Source organism: Streptomyces hygroscopicus subsp. hygroscopicus, assembly GCF_030269125.1.
In the GTDB taxonomy this organism is placed as follows: Bacteria; Actinomycetota; Actinomycetes; order Streptomycetales; family Streptomycetaceae; genus Streptomyces; species Streptomyces hygroscopicus_C.
Genome location: NZ_BSSM01000020.1, coordinates 13,396 through 30,913, shown reverse-complemented (window position 1 = coordinate 30,913; position 17,518 = coordinate 13,396). Strand labels below are relative to the sequence as shown.

The 17,518-nt window shown below is 70.7% G+C and carries 18 protein-coding genes; 10 read left to right on the top strand and 8 right to left on the bottom strand.

From position 1 onward, the window contains the following. Window positions 1-63: 63 nt before the first annotated feature. Both QSK45_RS32920 and QSK45_RS32915 read right to left on the bottom strand, forming a co-directional pair. Entirely contained in the window at window positions 64-783 is a 720-nt protein-coding gene (locus QSK45_RS32920; protein ID WP_285562567.1) for a DUF4328 domain-containing protein, read from the bottom strand. 151 nt (window positions 784-934) lie between these two features. Further along, on the bottom strand, window positions 935-2,551 hold the full coding sequence (locus QSK45_RS32915) for a beta-N-acetylhexosaminidase (RefSeq protein WP_285562566.1): 1,617 nt from the start codon (window positions 2,549-2,551) through the stop codon (window positions 935-937). A 157-nt stretch (window positions 2,552-2,708) separates the two neighbouring features. Here QSK45_RS32915 and QSK45_RS32910 point away from each other — a divergent pair, with 157 nt between their 5' ends. From QSK45_RS32910 to QSK45_RS32875, 8 genes are all read left to right on the top strand, one after another. After that, complete coding sequence (locus tag QSK45_RS32910) at window positions 2,709-3,281, top strand: 2-oxo-4-hydroxy-4-carboxy-5-ureidoimidazoline decarboxylase (protein WP_285562565.1); 573 nt, start codon at window positions 2,709-2,711, stop codon at window positions 3,279-3,281. 191 nt (window positions 3,282-3,472) lie between these two features. Then, on the top strand, window positions 3,473-3,853 hold the full coding sequence (sdhC, locus tag QSK45_RS32905; protein ID WP_078967379.1) for a succinate dehydrogenase, cytochrome b556 subunit: 381 nt from the start codon (window positions 3,473-3,475) through the stop codon (window positions 3,851-3,853). 5 nt (window positions 3,854-3,858) lie between these two features. After that, complete coding sequence (locus QSK45_RS32900) at window positions 3,859-4,341, top strand: succinate dehydrogenase hydrophobic membrane anchor subunit (RefSeq protein ID WP_180329749.1); 483 nt, start codon at window positions 3,859-3,861, stop codon at window positions 4,339-4,341. Between the two features lie 19 nt (window positions 4,342-4,360). After that, window positions 4,361-6,115, top strand: a complete 1,755-nt coding sequence (gene sdhA, locus QSK45_RS32895) for a succinate dehydrogenase flavoprotein subunit (RefSeq protein ID WP_285562564.1) — start codon at window positions 4,361-4,363, stop codon at window positions 6,113-6,115. Next, the gene (locus QSK45_RS32890; RefSeq protein WP_285562563.1) at window positions 6,115-6,894 is read left to right on the top strand and encodes a succinate dehydrogenase iron-sulfur subunit; all 780 of its coding nucleotides are present in this window, start codon (window positions 6,115-6,117) and stop codon (window positions 6,892-6,894) included. Before sdhA ends, QSK45_RS32890 begins: the two co-directional genes overlap by 1 nt. A 95-nt stretch (window positions 6,895-6,989) precedes the next feature. After that, on the top strand, window positions 6,990-7,517 hold the full coding sequence (locus tag QSK45_RS32885) for a hypothetical protein (protein WP_285562562.1): 528 nt from the start codon (window positions 6,990-6,992) through the stop codon (window positions 7,515-7,517). A gap of 54 nt (window positions 7,518-7,571) precedes the next feature. Continuing rightward, window positions 7,572-7,982, top strand: a complete 411-nt coding sequence (locus tag QSK45_RS32880) for a VOC family protein (RefSeq protein ID WP_285562561.1) — start codon at window positions 7,572-7,574, stop codon at window positions 7,980-7,982. A 37-nt stretch (window positions 7,983-8,019) separates the two neighbouring features. Then, window positions 8,020-8,772: a TetR/AcrR family transcriptional regulator gene (locus QSK45_RS32875; protein WP_285562560.1), complete on the top strand. Its 753-nt coding sequence runs from the start codon at window positions 8,020-8,022 to the stop codon at window positions 8,770-8,772. A gap of 209 nt (window positions 8,773-8,981) precedes the next feature. Here the strand turns inward: QSK45_RS32875 and QSK45_RS32870 are convergent, their stop codons facing one another. Together QSK45_RS32870 and QSK45_RS32865 are read right to left on the bottom strand one after the other, a co-directional pair. Beyond that, entirely contained in the window at window positions 8,982-10,526 is a 1,545-nt protein-coding gene (locus QSK45_RS32870; protein WP_285562559.1) for an ABC transporter substrate-binding protein, read from the bottom strand. Between the two features lie 228 nt (window positions 10,527-10,754). Next, window positions 10,755-11,003 carry an SCO4848 family membrane protein gene (locus QSK45_RS32865; RefSeq protein ID WP_285562558.1) on the bottom strand — a complete coding sequence of 83 codons (249 nt, stop codon included), beginning with the start codon at window positions 11,001-11,003 and terminating at the stop codon, window positions 10,755-10,757. Window positions 11,004-11,082: 79 nt separating this feature from the next. Between QSK45_RS32865 and QSK45_RS32860 the strand changes: the two genes are divergently transcribed. Next, window positions 11,083-12,303: a D-alanyl-D-alanine carboxypeptidase family protein gene (locus tag QSK45_RS32860; protein ID WP_285562557.1), complete on the top strand. Its 1,221-nt coding sequence runs from the start codon at window positions 11,083-11,085 to the stop codon at window positions 12,301-12,303. Here QSK45_RS32860 and QSK45_RS32855 read toward each other — a convergent pair. Next, window positions 12,251-13,162, bottom strand: coding sequence for a YihY/virulence factor BrkB family protein (locus QSK45_RS32855; protein WP_285562556.1), 912 nt, complete (start codon window positions 13,160-13,162; stop codon window positions 12,251-12,253). The two genes, QSK45_RS32860 and QSK45_RS32855, sit on opposite strands and share 53 nt — an antisense overlap. A gap of 163 nt (window positions 13,163-13,325) precedes the next feature. Between QSK45_RS32855 and dprE2 the strand changes: the two genes are divergently transcribed. After that, window positions 13,326-14,081 (top strand): decaprenylphospho-beta-D-erythro-pentofuranosid-2-ulose 2-reductase, encoded by a 756-nt coding sequence (gene dprE2 / locus QSK45_RS32850; RefSeq protein WP_285562664.1) that lies wholly within the window; start codon window positions 13,326-13,328, stop codon window positions 14,079-14,081. Between the two features lie 7 nt (window positions 14,082-14,088). Here the strand turns inward: dprE2 and QSK45_RS32845 are convergent, their stop codons facing one another. The 3 genes from QSK45_RS32845 to QSK45_RS32835 all read right to left on the bottom strand — a co-directional run bounded on the left by QSK45_RS32845 (window position 14,089) and on the right by QSK45_RS32835 (window position 17,504). Next, complete coding sequence (locus QSK45_RS32845; protein ID WP_285562555.1) at window positions 14,089-14,673, bottom strand: 2'-5' RNA ligase family protein; 585 nt, start codon at window positions 14,671-14,673, stop codon at window positions 14,089-14,091. A gap of 202 nt (window positions 14,674-14,875) precedes the next feature. Next, complete coding sequence (trpS, locus tag QSK45_RS32840) at window positions 14,876-15,901, bottom strand: tryptophan--tRNA ligase (protein ID WP_395483650.1); 1,026 nt, start codon at window positions 15,899-15,901, stop codon at window positions 14,876-14,878. A gap of 154 nt (window positions 15,902-16,055) precedes the next feature. After that, window positions 16,056-17,504 carry a glycine hydroxymethyltransferase gene (locus QSK45_RS32835; RefSeq protein ID WP_285562553.1) on the bottom strand — a complete coding sequence of 483 codons (1,449 nt, stop codon included), beginning with the start codon at window positions 17,502-17,504 and terminating at the stop codon, window positions 16,056-16,058. Window positions 17,505-17,518 lie beyond the last annotated feature (14 nt).

Genomic DNA, 17,518 nt, shown 5'->3' with positions numbered 1-17,518 from the left:
ATACGGAGCCCGCACTTCCCCTTACTGCGTGCAACCGGACGGAAGTGTCACAGGCATCGAGTTTCAGCCAAAGGTGGGCGCGGTGCCGAGATAGGCGCCGAGCCGGTGCCGCTGCATCCGGGTCAGGTGCACGACGACCAGGACGGCGAGGACCGCGGCCGCGGCGTCGAGAGCGTCGGAGAACAGCATCAGCCGGGCGGCGTCACCGATCTCGTCCGGGGAGTGGGCGGCGTCGTACTGCCGGGAGGCGGCCCGGCCGACGAGGAGGCCGACGACCCACAGGGTCCACCAGGCGTTGACCGCGGTCGTCCGCACGCGCGCGCCCGGGGGGACGCTGGCCGTCCAGACGTCCAGGACGACCCGGCGCGGGAACCACAGGTTCACGAGCGGCACGAACCAGCCGGCGATGACCCAGCCGCGCTTCATGCGGTGTCCGTACGGCTCGAACACCTCGGCGTTCAGCCGTGCCCGCCACAGCCAGCACAGATAGACGACCATCGTGGCCACCAGGGTGGCACCCTGCGTGACGGCGGCCGCGTCGTGGAGCGCGTCGGCGCGGCCGGCCCGGCGGACCAGGTGCTCGTCGACGCCGCGGTCGAGGAGGTCCTGGGCGACGTTCGCCTCCATCTGGTCCGCGAGGCAGGCGAACAGGTCGGCCCCGACGACCAGTCCGAGCAGGACGGCCGTGGCCAGGCCGAGCCCGGCGGGCGAGCGCAGCCGGGCGCCGAGCGGAAGCGCCGGGGGCGGAGCCGGCTGGGGCGGGACGGGCGTGGGCGCGGTCATGAGTGGGATTCCCCCGTGGTCAGGACGGTGCCCGGCGGGCGGCGCACGGCGACGGCCCGCCGGACATGTGAACACCGGAAGATACGACCGACGATCACTCCGCGTCCACGGGATTCACCCGGTTTCTCCGGCCCCCGGCGTCACCGGCCCCTCAGCCCAGCCGGTTCGCCAGGGACGTGAAGTCCGCCCAGGAGAGCGCCGGTGTGCCCGGGTCCCAGAGTTTCTGGACGGTGGCCCGCAGCGGCATCCGGATGCCGGCCGCGACCTGGTCCGGTGTCTGGGCCTCCGGGAGGTCGCCCCACACCGCGAAAGTCCCGCCGAGGATCTGGCTGTCGTACCGCGCCGGGACGGCGGTGGTGCCGCGCACCACCCGCGGGGTCCACTGCTCGTAGATCCGCTGTCCCGTCGGATAGACGAAGGTCTGCGGCTGGCCGAGGACGTAGTAGAGGAACTCGTCGTTGTAGTTGATCAGCTTGCGGCCGGCAGCGAGGTAGTCCTCCGGCGGCCGGGCGCCGATCTCCTTGCCGGTCCAGTAGGCGACCTGGAGGTCGCCCGCCGGCCGCACGGCGGTGGCGCTGCGGTAGAAGCCGTCGTTCCAGGCCCGCAGCGTCCTGCCGTGGGCGCGGACGGTGGCGGCGCGGTCGTTGAGCCAGCCGGTGGCGAGGTCGGCGACGTCGCCGCTCGCGCCGAACTTCTGCCGGGCGGCCGCGGCCAGCTGCGGATAGGCGGTCTCGGGACTCCTCGCCATCAGCGCCTGGTACTCGTCGCCGCCCAGGTGCCACTGGTCGCCGGTGAACAGGCCCGCGTACTCGTTCAGCAGATCGTCGACGAGCCGGGCGGCGGCGGGCTTGGAGATGTCGATCGCCCCCCTGGTCACCACGCCGTTCGCGTTGCGCAGCCGGAGATCGGGGTGGGCGGCGAGCACCGCGCCCAGGTGCCCCGGCGAGTCGAGTTCGGGTACGACGGTGATGTGCCGGCTGGCGGCCAGCTCCACGATCCGCCTGACCTGCGCCTTGGTGAGATGGTCCGGGGAGACGATCTCCGGGTGGGTGCCGGACTCGATCCGGAAGGCCTGGTCGTCGGAGAAGTGCAGCCCCAGCTCGTTGTACTTCAGGTCCCCCAGCTCCCGTATCCGGTCCTCTATCCAGGACTCGGAGTACGGCTTGCGCGCGATGTCCAGCATGAGGCCGCGCACCGGCTTGGCCGGCTCGTCGCGCACGACGCCCTCCGGCGCCGTACCGCCGCCGTGGACCTCCTGCTTCAGGGTGCGGGTGCCGTAGAAGACGCCCGCCTGGCCCGGCCCGCTGATGTCGACGCGGCCGCCGCGGACGGTCATGGTGTACGACTCCTGGTTGCCGCTCCCGCCCAGGGACAGCCGTACGTCGCCCGCCTTGGTGTCGTTCACCCGGCCGGCGTAGCTCATCCCCAGCTCGCCGGCGATCAGCCGGCCCTCGTCCGCGAGCGCCGGGTCGGCGATCACCACGCGGTCGCCGTGCCGCGGCCGCCAGCCGGGACCGCGCGCCGGGGTGTGCGAGCGCACCGCCGGGATCGTCTGCGGCGCCCGGGACATCGGATACGACCGGGTGGGCGACGGGCTCGTCTCCGCGACGGTCGCTTGCCCGGCGGGACCCTGTCCGCCGCCACCGCCGGACGCGGCCCACACCCCGACACCCGTACCGAGCGCGACGGTCCCGACCACCGCGGCCGCCACCGCCGTCCGCTTCCGCTTCACCTGTTGCGCCGTCGCCCGGCGCCTGTGCTGGCTCACTCCGCCAACGTAAGGCCCCTCGCCACTCGAACGATCACCCGAGCATTCGCAAACTCTCCCGTCCAGGTGAATTTCAGGCATCGCGCGGACACAGAGTTACCACTCTCGATAACCTGAAGACACACCTTTCACAGCATTCCCCTGCCACACACCATCCGTGACGCGAGGACCCACGCTGCCCGCCCACCGCCTGCCGCACCTGCCCCGGCCCCTCGACGCCTTCAACGCGGCCTGTGCCACCGAGGCCCGGACCCTCCTGCTGCGCTGCCTGCACAGCCCGCGCTGGTCCCACCGCGTCGCGGCCCACCGCCCCTACCCCGACCTGGACGCCCTCCTGGCCGCGGCCGACGAGGCGGCGTACGACCTGTCCCCGGCGGACCTCTCGGAGGCCCTGTCCCACGAGTCCCTGCCGGAGCTGCCCGAGGACACGTACTCCGCCGCGCACATGGCCCTGGACGCGGCGCACGCGGCCTGCGAGGCGCGGTTCGGACATGTGTTCGTCATCTATCTGGGTGACATCCCACCGGCGGAGTCACTCGACCGCACTCTCGAACGCATCCGGTCACGATTGACGAACGATCCGGAGGAAGAGCGGCTCATAGCGGCAGAGGAACTCCGGCACCTCGCCAAGGGGCGGCTGAGCGCCTACCTCAGGGGCGCGGGGCCCTCTCCATCTGCGGTTCCGCCGCGGGGCGCGAGCGGCGCGAACGCGTCCGCGCCCGGCAGATAACGGGACGGACCACCCCGGCAGCCGCCCCGGCTAGCCCAACCGCGTGCCAGTTTGATCACACCGGTAGGCCCCCCGTAAGCGTCGCGGCGTCACACGGATACCATGCTGGGGGCCGGTGGACCGTACCCGGCCGGGCCCGACCGACAGTGAAGCCGGCGCGGCCCTAGTCCCCGCTCCCGGAGGGTTCTTCCGTGCCGGCTGGAACGCTGTACCGCGGCCGGGAAGGAATGTGGTCCTGGGTGGCTCACCGAGTCACCGGCGTCCTCATCTTCTTCTTCCTGTTCGTTCACGTGCTGGACACCGCTCTCGTGCGTGTCTCCCCCGAGGCCTACGACAAGGTCGTGGCCACGTACAAGACGCCGATCGTCGCGCTGCTGGAGTACGGCCTCGTCGCCGCAATCCTCTTCCACGCGCTCAACGGTCTGCGCGTCATCGCCGTCGACTTCTGGTCGAAGGGCCCGCGCTACCAGAAGCAGATGTTCTGGACCGTGATGGGTGTCTGGGTCGTGCTCATGCTCGGCGCGATCTACCCCGTGCTCGGCCACGCCGCTCGTGTTCTGTTCGGGAGCTGACGCCGATGTCTACCACTGAGACCACCGCCTCCGGGGTCGGCCCCGTCGAGGGTGCCGCCGTCTACAACGTGGACAACCCGGCCCCGCTGATCGAGGCGCCGCGCAAGCGGACCAAGAAGACCCCGAAGTCCACCCGCGGCAACTTCGAGCTGGCGGCGTGGCTGTTCATGCGCCTGTCCGGCATCGTGCTGGTCGTCCTCGTCATCGGCCACCTGGTCATCCAGCTGGTGCTGGACGGCGGCGTCTCCAAGGTCGGCTTCGCCTTCGTCGCCGGCCGCTGGGCGTCCCCCTGGTGGCAGGTCTGGGACCTGGCCATGCTGTGGCTCGCGATGCTGCACGGCGCCAACGGCCTGCGCACGGTCATCAACGACTACGCCGAGCGGCCTGCGTCCCGCATGTGGCTGAAGGCCCTGCTGTACACCGCCACGGTGTGGACCATCCTGCTGGGCACGCTGGTGATCTTCACCTTCGACCCGAACATCCGCTAGGCACGGGGCTGCGAGAATCATGAAGATCCACAAGTACGACACCGTCATCGTCGGCGCCGGTGGCGCGGGCATGCGTGCCGCCATCGAGGCGACGAAGCGCAGCCGCACCGCGGTGCTGACCAAGCTCTACCCCACCCGCTCCCACACGGGCGCCGCGCAGGGCGGTATGGCCGCCGCGCTCGCCAACGTGGAGGAGGACAACTGGGAGTGGCACACCTTCGACACGATCAAGGGCGGCGACTACCTGGTCGACCAGGACGCCGCCGAGATCCTGGCGAAGGAGGCCATCGACGCGGTCCTCGACCTGGAGAAGATGGGCCTGCCGTTCAACCGGACGCCCAAGGGTGAGATCGACCAGCGCCGCTTCGGCGGTCACTCCCGCAACCACGGCGAGGCCCCGGTGCGCCGTGCCTGCTACGCGGCCGACCGCACCGGCCACATGATCCTCCAGACGCTGTACCAGAACTGCGTCAAGGAGGGCGTGGAGTTCTTCAACGAGTTCTACGTCCTGGACCAGCTGATCACCGAGGTCGACGGCGTCAAGAAGTCGGCCGGTGTCGTCGCCTACGAGCTGGCGACCGGCGAGATCCACATCTTCCAGGCGAAGTCGGTCATCTACGCGTCCGGCGGCACCGGCAAGTTCTTCCGGGTGACCTCCAACGCGCACACCCTGACCGGTGACGGCCAGGCCGCGTGCTACCGCCGCGGTCTGCCGCTGGAGGACATGGAGTTCTTCCAGTTCCACCCGACCGGCATCTGGCGCATGGGCATCCTGCTCACCGAGGGCGCCCGCGGTGAGGGCGGCATCCTGCGCAACAAGGACGGCGAGCGCTTCATGGAGAAGTACGCTCCCGTCATGAAGGACCTGGCGTCCCGTGACGTCGTGTCCCGCTCCATCTACACGGAGATCCGCGAGGGCCGCGGCTGCGGTCCCGAGGGCGACCACGTGTACCTGGACCTCACCCACCTGCCGCCGGAGCAGCTGGACGCCAAGCTCCCGGACATCACCGAGTTCGCGCGCACCTACCTCGGTATCGAGCCGTACACGGACCCGATCCCGATCCAGCCGACCGCGCACTACGCGATGGGCGGCATCCCGACCAACGTCGAGGGTGAGGTCCTGGCGGACAACACCACCGTCGTGCCGGGTCTGTACGCGGCCGGCGAGGTCGCCTGCGTGTCGGTGCACGGCGCCAACCGCCTGGGCACCAACTCGCTGCTGGACATCAACGTCTTCGGCCGTCGCGCGGGCATCGCCGCCGCCGAGTACGCCCACAAGGCCGACTTCGTCGAGCTGCCGGAGAACCCGGAGTCCTTCGTCGTCGAGCAGATCGAGCGGCTGCGCGACTCCACCGGCAACGAGCGGGTGGCCACCCTGCGCCGCGAGCTGCAGGAGACCATGGACGCCAACGTCATGGTGTTCCGCACCGAGCAGACGATCAAGACGGCGGTCGAGAAGATCGCCGAGCTGCGCGAGCGCTACAAGAACGTGTCGATCCAGGACAAGGGCAAGCGGTTCAACACGGACCTGCTCGAGGCCATCGAGCTGGGCAACCTGCTCGACCTGGCCGAGGTCATGGCCACGTCGGCGCTGGCCCGCAAGGAGTCCCGCGGCGGTCACTACCGCGAGGACTACCCGAACCGCGACGACGTCAACTTCATGCGCCACACCATGGCGTACCGCGAGGTGGGCGACGACGGCACCGAGTCCATCCGTCTCGACTACAAGCCGGTCGTCCAGACCCGCTACCAGCCGATGGAGCGTAAGTACTGATGGCTACCCCTGTTCTGGACAAGGCGGACGCGGCGGGCCGGCCCGAGCCCGGATTCGCCGACTCCCCCTACATCACGGTCACCTTCCGGATCCGCCGGTTCAACCCGGAGGTCTCGGCGGAGGCCGTCTGGGAAGACTTCCAGCTGGAGATCGACCCGAAGGAGCGTGTCCTCGACGGCCTCCACAAGATCAAGTGGGACATCGACGGCACCCTCACCTTCCGCCGCTCGTGCGCGCACGGCATCTGCGGCTCGGACGCGATGCGGATCAACGGCAAGAACCGCCTTGCCTGCAAGACCCTGATCAAGGACATCAACCCCGAGAAGCCGATCACGATCGAGGCCATCAAGGGCCTGACGGTCCTCAAGGACCTGGTCGTGGACATGGAGCCGTTCTTCCAGGCGTACCGGGACGTGATGCCGTTCCTGATCACCAAGGAGACGAACGAGCCCACGCGTGAGCGCCTCCAGTCCGTGGAGGACCGGGCCCGCTTCGACGACACCACCAAGTGCATCCTGTGCGCCGCGTGCACGTCGTCCTGCCCGGTGTTCTGGAACGACGGCCAGTACTTCGGCCCTGCCGCGATCGTCAACGCCCACCGCTTCATCTTCGACTCGCGTGACGAGGCCGGGGAGCAGCGTCTGGAGGTGCTGAACGACCGCGACGGCGTGTGGCGCTGCCGTACGACCTTCAACTGCACCGACGCGTGCCCGCGTGGCATCGAGGTCACGAAGGCGATCCAGGAAGTCAAGCGGGCTCTGATCACCCGCCGCTACTGACGCGTCGCCTGGCACAATACGAGGGCCGTTCCTCCGTTCGGGGGAACGGCCCTTCGTCTCTATCCACGTATTCACCACACACCGGGGGCACCAGCGTGACCGAGCAGAACCCGTACCAGAGCGGCGCCGGCGACTGGGGCCCCGGTCATCCGCCCGTGCCGTCCGACACGCCGCCGCCCGGGTACGGATACCCCGCCCCGGGCGCGCCCGCGCAGGGTTACGGTTTTCCGCAGCAGCCGGCGGCGCCCATGTCGGGTGCGCCGATGCCGGCGGGCGGCGCCCCCGTCCTCGCCATCGGCGACATCACGGTGATGGGCGACCAGATCATCACCCCCGCCGGGCAGTTGCCGCTGCGCGGGGCGATATGGAACGCGACGGACATGTCGCACACCGAGGAGAAGATACCGACGCACGCGATCGTGCTCGCGATCGTGTTCTTCCTCTTCTGCCTGCTCGGGCTGCTCTTCCTGCTGATGAAGGAGAGGAAGACCACGGGCTACATCCAGGTCACCGTGACCAGTGCGGGCCGGCACCACCAGACGATGATCCCGGCCCACGGTCCGGAGACGTTCCCGGCGATCATGGGTCAGGTCAACTACGCCCGCTCGCTGAGCAGCATGTGAACCGACGGCCCGGTCATCACGGAATCCCGGGGGACGGCGCTCTAATCTGACGACATGTCAGACGAAGGGTCGTACGAACTGCTCGGGTTCGACAACGTACTGCTCCCCGTCGGGGACCTCGCGGAGGCCGTCGGGTTCTACGAGCGGGCCGGGTTCGGGGTGGGGTTCCGGTTCGACGAGGCCGGGATCGCGCTGCTCAGGGCGGGGGCGGAGACGCCCGGGATCCTGCTGCGGGTGGAGGAGGCGCTGGGCCACCGCAGTCCGCCGTGGCCCTCGCCGCGCGTCTGGCTGGAGGTGCCGGACGCGCGGGTGGCGGCGCGGCGGCTGGTCGCCGCGGGCATCCGGCCGGTGGACGAGGTGTTCCAGACGGCGACCGGGTGGACGGTGGAGATCGCCGACCCCTGGGGCAACGTGCTCGGTCTCACCGACTACACCCGGCGGCCCGAGCTGGGGCGCCGAGGCTGAGCCGAGCGCTCGCGCGGCACTGGTTAGGCTCTGTGGCGTGCCCGTGAAGAACGACGGTCCCGAGGCGGCCGGTACCCCCAGCAGCAAGTCCGAGCAGACCCGTGCGCTGATCCTGGAGACGGCCATGCGGCTGTTCCGGGAGCGGGGGTACGACAAGACCACCATGCGGGCGATCGCCCAGGAGGCCGGGGTCTCCGTCGGCAACGCGTACTACTACTTCGAGGGCAAGGAACACCTGATCCAGGGGTTCTACGACCGGATCGCGGCCGAGCACCGGCAGGCGGTGCGGGGGATCCTGGAGCGGCAGACGGATCTGGAGGCGCGGCTCGCGGGGGTGCTCACCGCGTGGCTGGACATCGCCCGGCCGTACCACGAGTTCGCCGTGCAGTTCTTCAAGAACGCGGCCGATCCGGACAGTCCGCTGAGCCCCTTCTCCCAGGAGAGCGAGCACGCGCGCGAGCTGGCGATCCAGGTGCACCGGGAGGTCCTGGCCGGCTCCAGGGCCAAGGTCCCGGAGGAACTCCGCGACGTGCTGCCGGAGTTGATGTGGCTGTCCCAGATGGGCCTCATCATGTACTGGATCTTCGACCGGACCGAGAACCGTGAACGCAGCTACCGCCTGGCCCGCCGCGGCGCCCGCCTCACCACCCGCGGCGTCACCCTCTCCCGCTTCCGCGTCCTGCGCCCCCTGGTCCTGGAGGTCCACGAACTGTTCACGGACTTCCTGCCGGGGATGACGAGGCTGCTGCCGGCACCGGGCGCGGGGCGGGAACGGGACGGGCGCGAGTGATCACTTCCGGGTGAAGGCACGGGCAGAGGACGTCCGGCCGTCGGTCCGCCCTGCGGCCCGAACCGGTGCCACGCCGGGAGCGAGTACGCGAACCATCGCGTCCACGCCCCCGGCAGTCCGTCGCGCTCCCCGACTCCCCCGGTGCCAAGGTCACCCCCGACGTCGGGCAGATCACCCGGGCAGGGCAGGACCAGGACCGGGACGGCTGATCAGATCCAGCTCAGGCGCCACAGGCGGTACACGCCCGTGCCGTCCATCAGGTACTGGCCGCCGCCGACGTCCTCCGAGGTGACCGTGTACTCCTTGCGCTGCCAGAGCGGGATCAGCGGGACGTCCGTGGCGATGGTGGACTGGATCTGCTCGAAGTCGGAGGCGGCGCGGCCGCGGTCGGCGTACTGCTGGCTGCTGCGGATGAGCTGGTCGACGGTCTTGTTGCTGTAACCGGTGGCCATGGTGGAGCCGGTGCCGACGAGGGGCTGGCCGAAGGTGTCGGCGTCGGGGTAGTCCGCGACCCAGCCGACGGCCCAGGCGTCGAGCTTGCCCGCGGCCATCCGCTCCTGGAAGTCCGTCCACTCGTACCCCTTGACGTCGACCTTGAACAGGCCGCCCGCCTCCAGCTGCTTCTTCAGCGCCGCGGCCTCCTGCTCGCCCGGTCCCTGGCCCTTGCCGTAGGCGAAGGTGAAGCGGACCGGCAGGCTCACCCCGGCCTGGGTGAGCAGGGCGCGCGCCTTCTTCGCGCTCTGCGTCGGGTAGGTGTCGAAGAAGGACGTGGTGTGGCCGGTGATGCCGGTCGGGATCAGGGAGTACAGCGGGTCCACCGTGCCCTGGTAGACCGTGGCCGCCAGCTCCTCCCGGTTGACCAGCCAGGCGACCGCCTGCCGCACCCGCACGTCGTGCAGCGGGGAGCTGGTGCGGGTGTTCAGGTACAGGTTGCGGGTCTCGGACGTGTCGGACTCGGTGACCCGTTCGTTCGGGTCGCTCGGGTTCATCCGGGAGAGCACGGCAGGCGGCAGCGTCCGCGAGGCCACGTCGACGTCCTTGGCCTTCCACGCCGCGTCGAGCTGCGCCGAGTCGGTGTAGTACCGCAGCGCGATCGGGCGGCCGGTGGCGCCGAGGTAGCCCTTGTAGCTCGGGTTCGGCGCGAGGCGGGCCTGCTTGTCCTTGGTGTACGAGGTGAGCCGGTACGGGCCGGTGCCGTCGACCGAGGAGTCCTTGCGCAGCGCGTTCGCCGGGTAGGTGTCCCGGTCCACGATCGCGCCCGCTCCGGTGGCGACCTTCAGCGGGAAGGTGGCGTCCGGCGCCGACAGGTGGAAGGTGACGGTCCGCGCGTCGTCGGCGGTCACCGAGGCGAGCAGGGCGAGCAGCGACGACGGGCCGACGTCGGAGTTGATCCGCTTGACCCGGTCGAAGGAGAACTTCACGTCCTCGGCGGTCATCGCCCGCCCGCTGGGGAAGGTGATCCCGTCACGCAGGGTGCACCGGTACGTCTTCAGGTCGCTGCCGACGAAGGCGCAGCTCTTCGCCGCGTCCGGCACCGGCTCGACGCCGTCCGGCTCGAACGTCATCAGTGTCTGGAAGACGTTGCTGAACAGGGCCCATGACCCCGCGTCGTACGCCCCTGCCGGGTCGAGCGACGTGACCGCGTCCGTCGTCCCGACTGTGATGGTCCTGTTCTTGTTCTCCTGCGAAGGCAGCAGTTGCCAGCCGCCGATACCCACGATCGCCAGTACGAGCAACGTCACGAGTATCCGCATGCGAACCGATCGCACGGTGGTGCCCTCCCCAGACCCCTGCCGGGTCCTACCCCTGGTCAGCACAAATCAAGCCACTCCCCTAAAGTGACGCGGCTCACCTAATCACAGGTGTTTCGGTGTGGGAAGGGCTTTCTGACCGGTTGTGGAAGAACTTGCCCAAGACGTTGTCTCCGCTCGACGTCCGTCGGGCCTTCACGGCTCCTCCATAGGTGAAGGAAGAGATTCCGGTCACATGGGCGACGGCCCCCGGCGCAGGGCCCGCAGACCGCGCAACCCGATGACCCCGATGACCGTCCCCAATACGAAGGAGACGATCGCCAGCAGCAGGTGCACCCAGAAGTAGGCGGTCGGATGGCCGTCGTGGAAGGCAAGACCGCTGCCGTCCTTGACCAGGTTCTTTACGAAAGTGACCCAGATGAACCAGCTCCACACCCCGAAGGCGAGCAGGAACCAGGAGACCGGGCGGCTGAGTTTCATACCTCCAGTATCCGGTGCCCGCTTTCGCCACGGGGGCTGGGGCGGGACCGGCCGGTCCGGTACCGGTACGTTCTCGGTCGTGCCCGCATCCACGAAGACCACCCGGCGATCACTCCTGGTCAGCGCCGCGACCCTGCTGTCCCTCGCCGCCACCGCGCCCGCCGCCCTCGCCGTCCCCGCCGCCGACGGGACCCCGGCGGCCACGCCCCCGGCCCGCATGTCGGCCCTCGGCGGCGCCCGGCTCGGACAGCCCGGCACCCAGGTGAACCTCGCGCCCGGCGTCCCGGTGCTGCCGAAGGACCTGACCGCGCGCTCCTGGATCGTCTCCGACGCCGAGTCGGGCGAGGTGCTGGCCGCGCACAACGCGCACTGGCGGCTGCCCCCGGCCTCCACGATGAAGATGCTGTTCGCGGACACCCTGCTGCCCCGCTTCCCGCGGACGATGGAGCACAAGGTGGCCGCGCGGGACCTCGCGGGCATGGGCGACGGCTCCAGCGTGGTCGGCATAAAGGCGGGCCGCACCTACAGCGTCCACGACCTGTGGCTCGGGGTGTTCCTGCGCTCGGGCAACGACGCCGTGCACGTACTGTCCGCGATGAACGAGGGCGTCCCGCAGACCGTCAGGGACATGCAGGCCCACGCCGACGAGTTGCAGGCCCTGGACACCCATGTGGTCTCCCCCGACGGCTACGACGAGCCGGGCCAGGTGTCGTCGGCGTACGACCTCTCGCTCATCGCCCGCTCCGGGCTCCAGAAGAAGGACTTCCGGGACTACTGCTCCACCGTGAGCGCCGAATTCGGCGGCGAGACGATCCGCAACACCAACCGGCTGCTCAGCGGCGACACCGATGTGCCCGTCTACCAGGGCATCGCGGGCGTGAAGAACGGCAACACCACCCACGCGGGCGCCACCTTCACCGGGGTCGCCGAGCGCGGTGGCCGGGTGCTGCTCGTCACCGTGATGAACCCGCGGAAGCGCGAGCACAACGAGGTCTACAAGGAGACGGCGAAGCTGTTCGACTGGGGCTTCCAGGCGGCCGGCAAGGTCACGCCGGTGGGCGAGCTGGTGCCGCCGAGGAACGCCGGTGCGACGAGTGCGCCGAGCGGCTCCCCGAAGGCGTCCGCCCCCGCCGGTCAGGCCGGTTCCACGCCGGTGGCGGCCGCCACGACCGGCTCCCGCGGGATCGGCACCGCGCTCGCCGTCGCGGGCGGGCTGCTCGTGCTGCTGGTGGGCGGGGCCTTCCTGGTCAACCGCCGGTGGCCGCTGCCGGATCTGATGCGCCGTCGGCCGCGGCCGTGACCTTCGCCGTCCCGCTCGGCGTGGCCGTCCAGGCGGCGCAGAACAGGACGAGTTTCGCGGTGAAGTTGATCCACAGCAGCAGCGCCACGGGGACGCCGAACGCGCCGTACACGCTCTTCGCGGCGACCCCCTGGATATAGCCGCTGAGCAGCAGCTTCAGCAGTTCGAAGCCGACCGCGCCGAGCAGGGCCGCGAGCAACAGGCGGCGGCGCGGCGGCTCCACCCCGGGCAGCAGGGTCAGAACGTAGAGCAGCACGAGGAAGTCGGCGAGCACGGCGACGGCGAAGGCGGCGGCCTGCAGCAGCGCGGTGCCCCAGCCGTGCTGGGCGAGCCCCAGCTGTCCGGAGACCTTGCCGACGGCGGCCGAGGCGAGCGTGGACGCGGCGAGGGTGACCAGCAGGGCGCCGCCGAAGCCGATCAGGATGACGGCGTCCTTGGCCTTGGCGACCAACGGGTTCTGCTCGGGGTCCGGCAGCTCCCAGACCGCGCGCAGACAGGACCGCACCTGGCCGACCCAGCCGACGCCGGTGAACAGCAGCACGGTGCCCGCGATCACGCCGACGGTGCCGGCGTTGTCGACCAGCGAGGTGAGGTCGAGCCGGCTGGAGATGACGCCCGGGAACTGCTCGGCGATCTTGTGCTCGACCGCCTTCTGCCGCGCCGGGCCCAGGGTGGCGGCGGTGACGGCCGCGGCCACGGTGAGCAGCGGGAACAGCGCCACGAAGCTGACGAACGTCATCGCCGCCGCCAGCCGGGACCACTTCACGCGGTCGAGCCGCTCGTACGCCCGCCACGCGTGCGTGGCCGTCAGCCAGATCACCAGCGGCCCGATGACGGGCAGTCTCTTGAGCCAGTCCATGATCCGTTTCCTGCCCTCTGCGCGACGTCCCATGTCCGGGTACCCGCGACCACGCGCGGGGCGGCGGAGTCGACCGTCCCACCTTCGGGTGATCTTCGGCCCGCCAAGGTGACGATCAGGGGCGAGGGGCGCACAGGCTGACGATACGGTCACGGGCATGCCTGTGAAGGACGCCCCCGCCCTGCCCCAGTCCCTGCTCGTCCTCGGCGGCACCTCGGAGATCGGGCTCGCCACCGCCCGCCGGCTGATCGCCCGCGGCGCCCGCACCGTCTGGCTGGCCGGCCGCCCCTCCCCCGCCCTGGAACAGGCCGCCGAGGGTCTGCGCGCGCTCGGCGCGGACACCCGCACGGTCGCCTTCGACGCCCTCGACCCCGCCTCCCACGAGACCGGGCTCGGCAAGGTCTTCGCCGAGGACGCCGTCGACCTGGTGCTGCTCGCCTTCGGCCTCCTCGGCGACCAGGCCCACGACGAGCGCGAACCGCTGCGCGCCGTGCGGGTCGCCCAGACCAACTACACCGGGGCGGTCTCCGCGGGCCTCGTCGCCGCGAGCGCGCTCCAGAGCCAGGGCCACGGCTCGCTCGTCGTCCTCTCCGCCACCGCCGGCGAACGCGCCCGCCGCGCCGACTTCATCTACGGCTCCAGCAAGGCGGGCCTGGACACCTTCGCCCAGGGCCTCGGGGACGCGCTGTACGGCACGGGCGTGCGGGTGATGGTCGTACGACCCGGGTTCGTGCGCACGCGGATGACGGCGGGGCGGGCCCGCGAACCGTTCGCCACGACCCCTCAGGAGGTCGCCACCGCGATCGAACTGGGCCTGCGCCGGGGCTCGGAGACGGTGTGGGTGCCGGGAGCGCTGCGGCTGGTGGCGGCCGTGCTGAGGCACCTGCCGCGGGCGCTGTTCCGCAGGCTGCCGTTGTGAGGCGCGCCTACCGGCTGGCGATGGTCCCGCGGCCGATGTCGGCGGGGCCCGCCTGGGGCGGCACGACGGAGCCGCCGAAGGTGTACTCGTGCAGCTTGCGCCAGACGGCGTCCGCGCCCTGCTCGTAGAGCGCGAACCCGGTGCACGGCCACTCGGCCTCGAAGTCGGCCAGCTCCGCGAAGGCGCGGTCCATCGCCTCGTCCTCGATGCCGTGCGCCACCGTGACGTGCGGGTGGTACGGGAACTGGAGCTCACGGGCGCAGGGCCCGGAGCCCTCGCGGACCCGCTGCTGGAGCAGGGCGCAGTCCTCGGCCCCCTGCACGACGCGGACGTAGACCACCGGGGAGACGGGCCGGAAGGTGCCCGTGCCGTGCAGCCGCATCGGGAACGGGCGACCGCAGGCGGCCACCTTGCCGAGGTGTGCCTGGACCACGGGCAGCGCGGCGCGGTCCAGTTCGGTCGGCGGCAGCAGGGTGACGTGTGTGGGGATGCCGTAGGCCGCGGCGTCGCCGAAGCCCGCGCGCCGCTCCTGGAGCAGGCTGCCGTGAGGCTCCGGAACCGCGATCGACACGCCGATCGTTACGGTCCCCACGTCGTCTCCTGTCGTCGCGTCCGTCGTCTACTCGGCCGACTCGTACGGGCCTTCGGCTTCGACTGTACGGCCATGGGTGTCCTGTGGGCAGGCGCAACGGAAGTGATGTGCAGCGCTCTGCCCACCTGGGCGTGCGAACGGTCACGCGCCTTCGCGCCGGTTCCGTGCCCCTCGGCGCGGGCCGTGCCGTTCCGTGCTTCGTTCAGTGCTTCGCCGGCAGGAAGCCGACGCGGTCGTACGTCTGTGCGAGGGTCTCGGCCGCGACGGCGCGCGCCTTCTCCGCGCCCTTGGCCAGGATCGAGTCGAGCGTCTCCGCGTCGTCCAGGTACTGCTGGGTGCGCTCGCGGAACGGCGTCACGAACTCCACCATGACGTCGGCGAGGTCGGTCTTGAGGGCGCCGTACATCTTGCCCTCGTACTCCTGCTCCAGCTGCGCGATCGACCTGCCGGTGAGCACCGAGTAGATGGTGAGCAGGTTGGAGACGCCGGGCTTGGCCTCCGCGTCGTAGCGGATCACGGTGTCGGTGTCGGTGACCGCGCTCTTGACCTTCTTGGCGGTGGTCCGCGGCTCGTCCAGGAGGTTGATGAGGCCCTTCGGCGTGGACGCCGACTTGCTCATCTTGGTCGACGGGTCCTGGAGGTCGTAGATCTTCGCCGTCTCCTTGAGGATGTACGGCGCCGGGATCGTGAACGTCTGCCCGAAACGGCCGTTGAAGCGCTCGGCCAGGTCCCGGGTCAGCTCGATGTGCTGGCGCTGGTCCTCGCCGACCGGCACCTGGTGGGCCTGGTACAGCAGGATGTCGGCGACCTGGAGGATCGGGTACGTGAACAGGCCGACCGAGGCGCGCTCGGCGCCCTGCTTGGCGGACTTGTCCTTGAACTGGGTCATCCGGCTGGCCTCGCCGAAGCCGGTGAGGCAGTTCATCACCCAGGCCAGCTGGGCGTGCTCGGGGACATGGCTCTGCACGAACAGGGTGCAGCGGTCCGGGTCCAGACCGGCGGCGAGGAGCTGGGCGGCGGCGAGGCGGGTGTTGGCCCGCAGCTCCGCGGGGTCCTGGGGGACCGTGATCGCGTGCAGGTCGACGACCATGTAGAAGGCGTCGTGGGTCTCCTGGAGGGACACCCACTGGCGAACGGCGCCGAGGTAGTTTCCGAGATGGAACGAGCCGGCGGTGGGCTGGATGCCGGACAGCACGCGGGGCTTTTCAGCAGAGGCCATGTCCCCCATTCTCTCATCGGCTGAGGGTGGGATCGGCCCCTGAGGCGGGGGCGGCGCGGGCGCGGGAGACCGCGGGCGGGCCGTGGCCCGGCGCGCCCCGCGGTGGAGCCGCGCGGCGGACACGGCCCCGCGCCCCTTGGTCGGCCGCCCCTCAGGGCGTTCCTCAGCCCAGGTCGACTTCCGGGTACAGCGGGAAGCCCGCCACCAGGTCCGTCGCCCGCTGGGCGATCTCCCGCGACACCTTCTCGTCCAGGACGTGGGCGGCCTTGGAGGGGGCGCCCGACTTGGTGGTGCCCGGTTCCGTCGTCGTGAGCACGCGGTCGATCAGGCCGGCGACCTCGTCCATCTCGGCCGTGCCGAGGCCGCGGGTGGTCAGGGCGGGGGTGCCGATGCGGATGCCGGAGGTGTACCAGGCGCCGTTGGGGTCGGCCGGGATGGCGTTGCGGTTGGTGACGATGCCGGAGTCGAGGAGCGCGGCCTCGGCCTGGCGGCCGGTGAGGCCGTAGGAGCCGGCGACGTCGATCAGGTTGAGGTGGTTGTCGGTGCCGCCGGTGACGAGGGTGGCGCCCCGGCGCATCAGGCCCTCGGCCAGCGCGCGGGAGTTGTCCACGACGCGCTGGGCGTAGTCCTGGAAGGAGGGCTGCCGGGCCTCGGCCAGGGCGACCGCCTTGGCGGCCATGACGTGCGGCAGCGGGCCGCCGAGGACCATCGGGCAGCCGCGGTCGACCTGGTCCTTGAGGGAGTCGTCGCACAGCACCATGCCGCCGCGCGGGCCGCGCAGCGACTTGTGGGTGGTGGTGGTGACGATCTGGGCGTGCGGGACCGGGTCGAAGTCGCCGGTGAGGACCTTGCCCGCGACGAGACCGGCGAAGTGCGCCATGTCGACCATGAGGGTCGCGCCGACCTCGTCGGCGATCTCGCGCATGGTCCGGAAGTTCACCAGCCGGGGGTACGCCGAGTAGCCCGCCACGATGATCAGCGGCTTGAACTCGCGGGCCTGGGCGCGCAGCGCGTCGTAGTCGATGAGGCCGGTCGCCGGGTCGGTCCCGTAGGAGCGCTGGTCGAACATCTTGCCCGAGATGTTCGGGCGGAAGCCGTGGGTGAGGTGGCCGCCGGCGTCCAGGGACATACCGAGCATCCGCTGGTTGCCGAAGGCCCGGCGCAGCTCGGCCCAGTCGGCTTCGGTGAGGTCGTTGACCTGGCGGGCGCCGGTCTTCTCCAGGAAGGGGACCTCGACCCGGTCGGCGAGCACGGCCCAGAAGGCGACGAGGTTGGCGTCGATGCCGGAGTGCGGCTGCACGTAGGCGTGCCGGGCGCCGAAGAGTTCCCGGGCGTGCTCGGCGGCGAGGGACTCGACGGTGTCGACATTGCGGCAGCCGGCGTAGAAGCGGCGGCCGACGGTGCCCTCGGCGTACTTGTCGCTGAACCAGTTGCCCATCGCGAGGAGGGTCGCCGGGGAGGCGTAGTTCTCGGAGGCGATCAGCTTGAGCATCGCGCGCTGGTCGGTGACCTCCTGGCCGATGGCGTCGGCGACGCGCGGCTCCACGGCGCGGATCACGTCGAGGGCGGCGCGGAAGGCGGTGGACTCGGTGGACAGGGGCTGCTCTGGCATGGGGACCTCCGGAC

Excerpts from the sequence above, each read along its gene's own strand:
- trpS (WP_395483650.1), bottom strand. The coding sequence starts at position 15,901 with ATGGGGGACATGGCCTCTGCTGAAAAGCCCCGCGTGCTGTCCGGCATC.
- QSK45_RS32855 (WP_285562556.1), bottom strand. The coding sequence starts at position 13,162 with ATGGACTGGCTCAAGAGACTGCCCGTCATCGGGCCGCTGGTGATCTGG.
- sdhA (WP_285562564.1), top strand. The coding sequence starts at position 4,361 with ATGAAGATCCACAAGTACGACACCGTCATCGTCGGCGCCGGTGGCGCG.
- QSK45_RS32880 (WP_285562561.1), top strand. The coding sequence starts at position 7,572 with ATGTCAGACGAAGGGTCGTACGAACTGCTCGGGTTCGACAACGTACTG.
- QSK45_RS32920 (WP_285562567.1), bottom strand. The coding sequence starts at position 783 with ATGACCGCGCCCACGCCCGTCCCGCCCCAGCCGGCTCCGCCCCCGGCG.
- QSK45_RS32870 (WP_285562559.1), bottom strand. The coding sequence starts at position 10,526 with ATGCGGATACTCGTGACGTTGCTCGTACTGGCGATCGTGGGTATCGGC.
- QSK45_RS32865 (WP_285562558.1), bottom strand. The coding sequence starts at position 11,003 with ATGAAACTCAGCCGCCCGGTCTCCTGGTTCCTGCTCGCCTTCGGGGTG.
- QSK45_RS32900 (WP_180329749.1), top strand. The coding sequence starts at position 3,859 with ATGTCTACCACTGAGACCACCGCCTCCGGGGTCGGCCCCGTCGAGGGT.
- QSK45_RS32890 (WP_285562563.1), top strand. The coding sequence starts at position 6,115 with ATGGCTACCCCTGTTCTGGACAAGGCGGACGCGGCGGGCCGGCCCGAG.
- QSK45_RS32835 (WP_285562553.1), bottom strand. The coding sequence starts at position 17,504 with ATGCCAGAGCAGCCCCTGTCCACCGAGTCCACCGCCTTCCGCGCCGCC.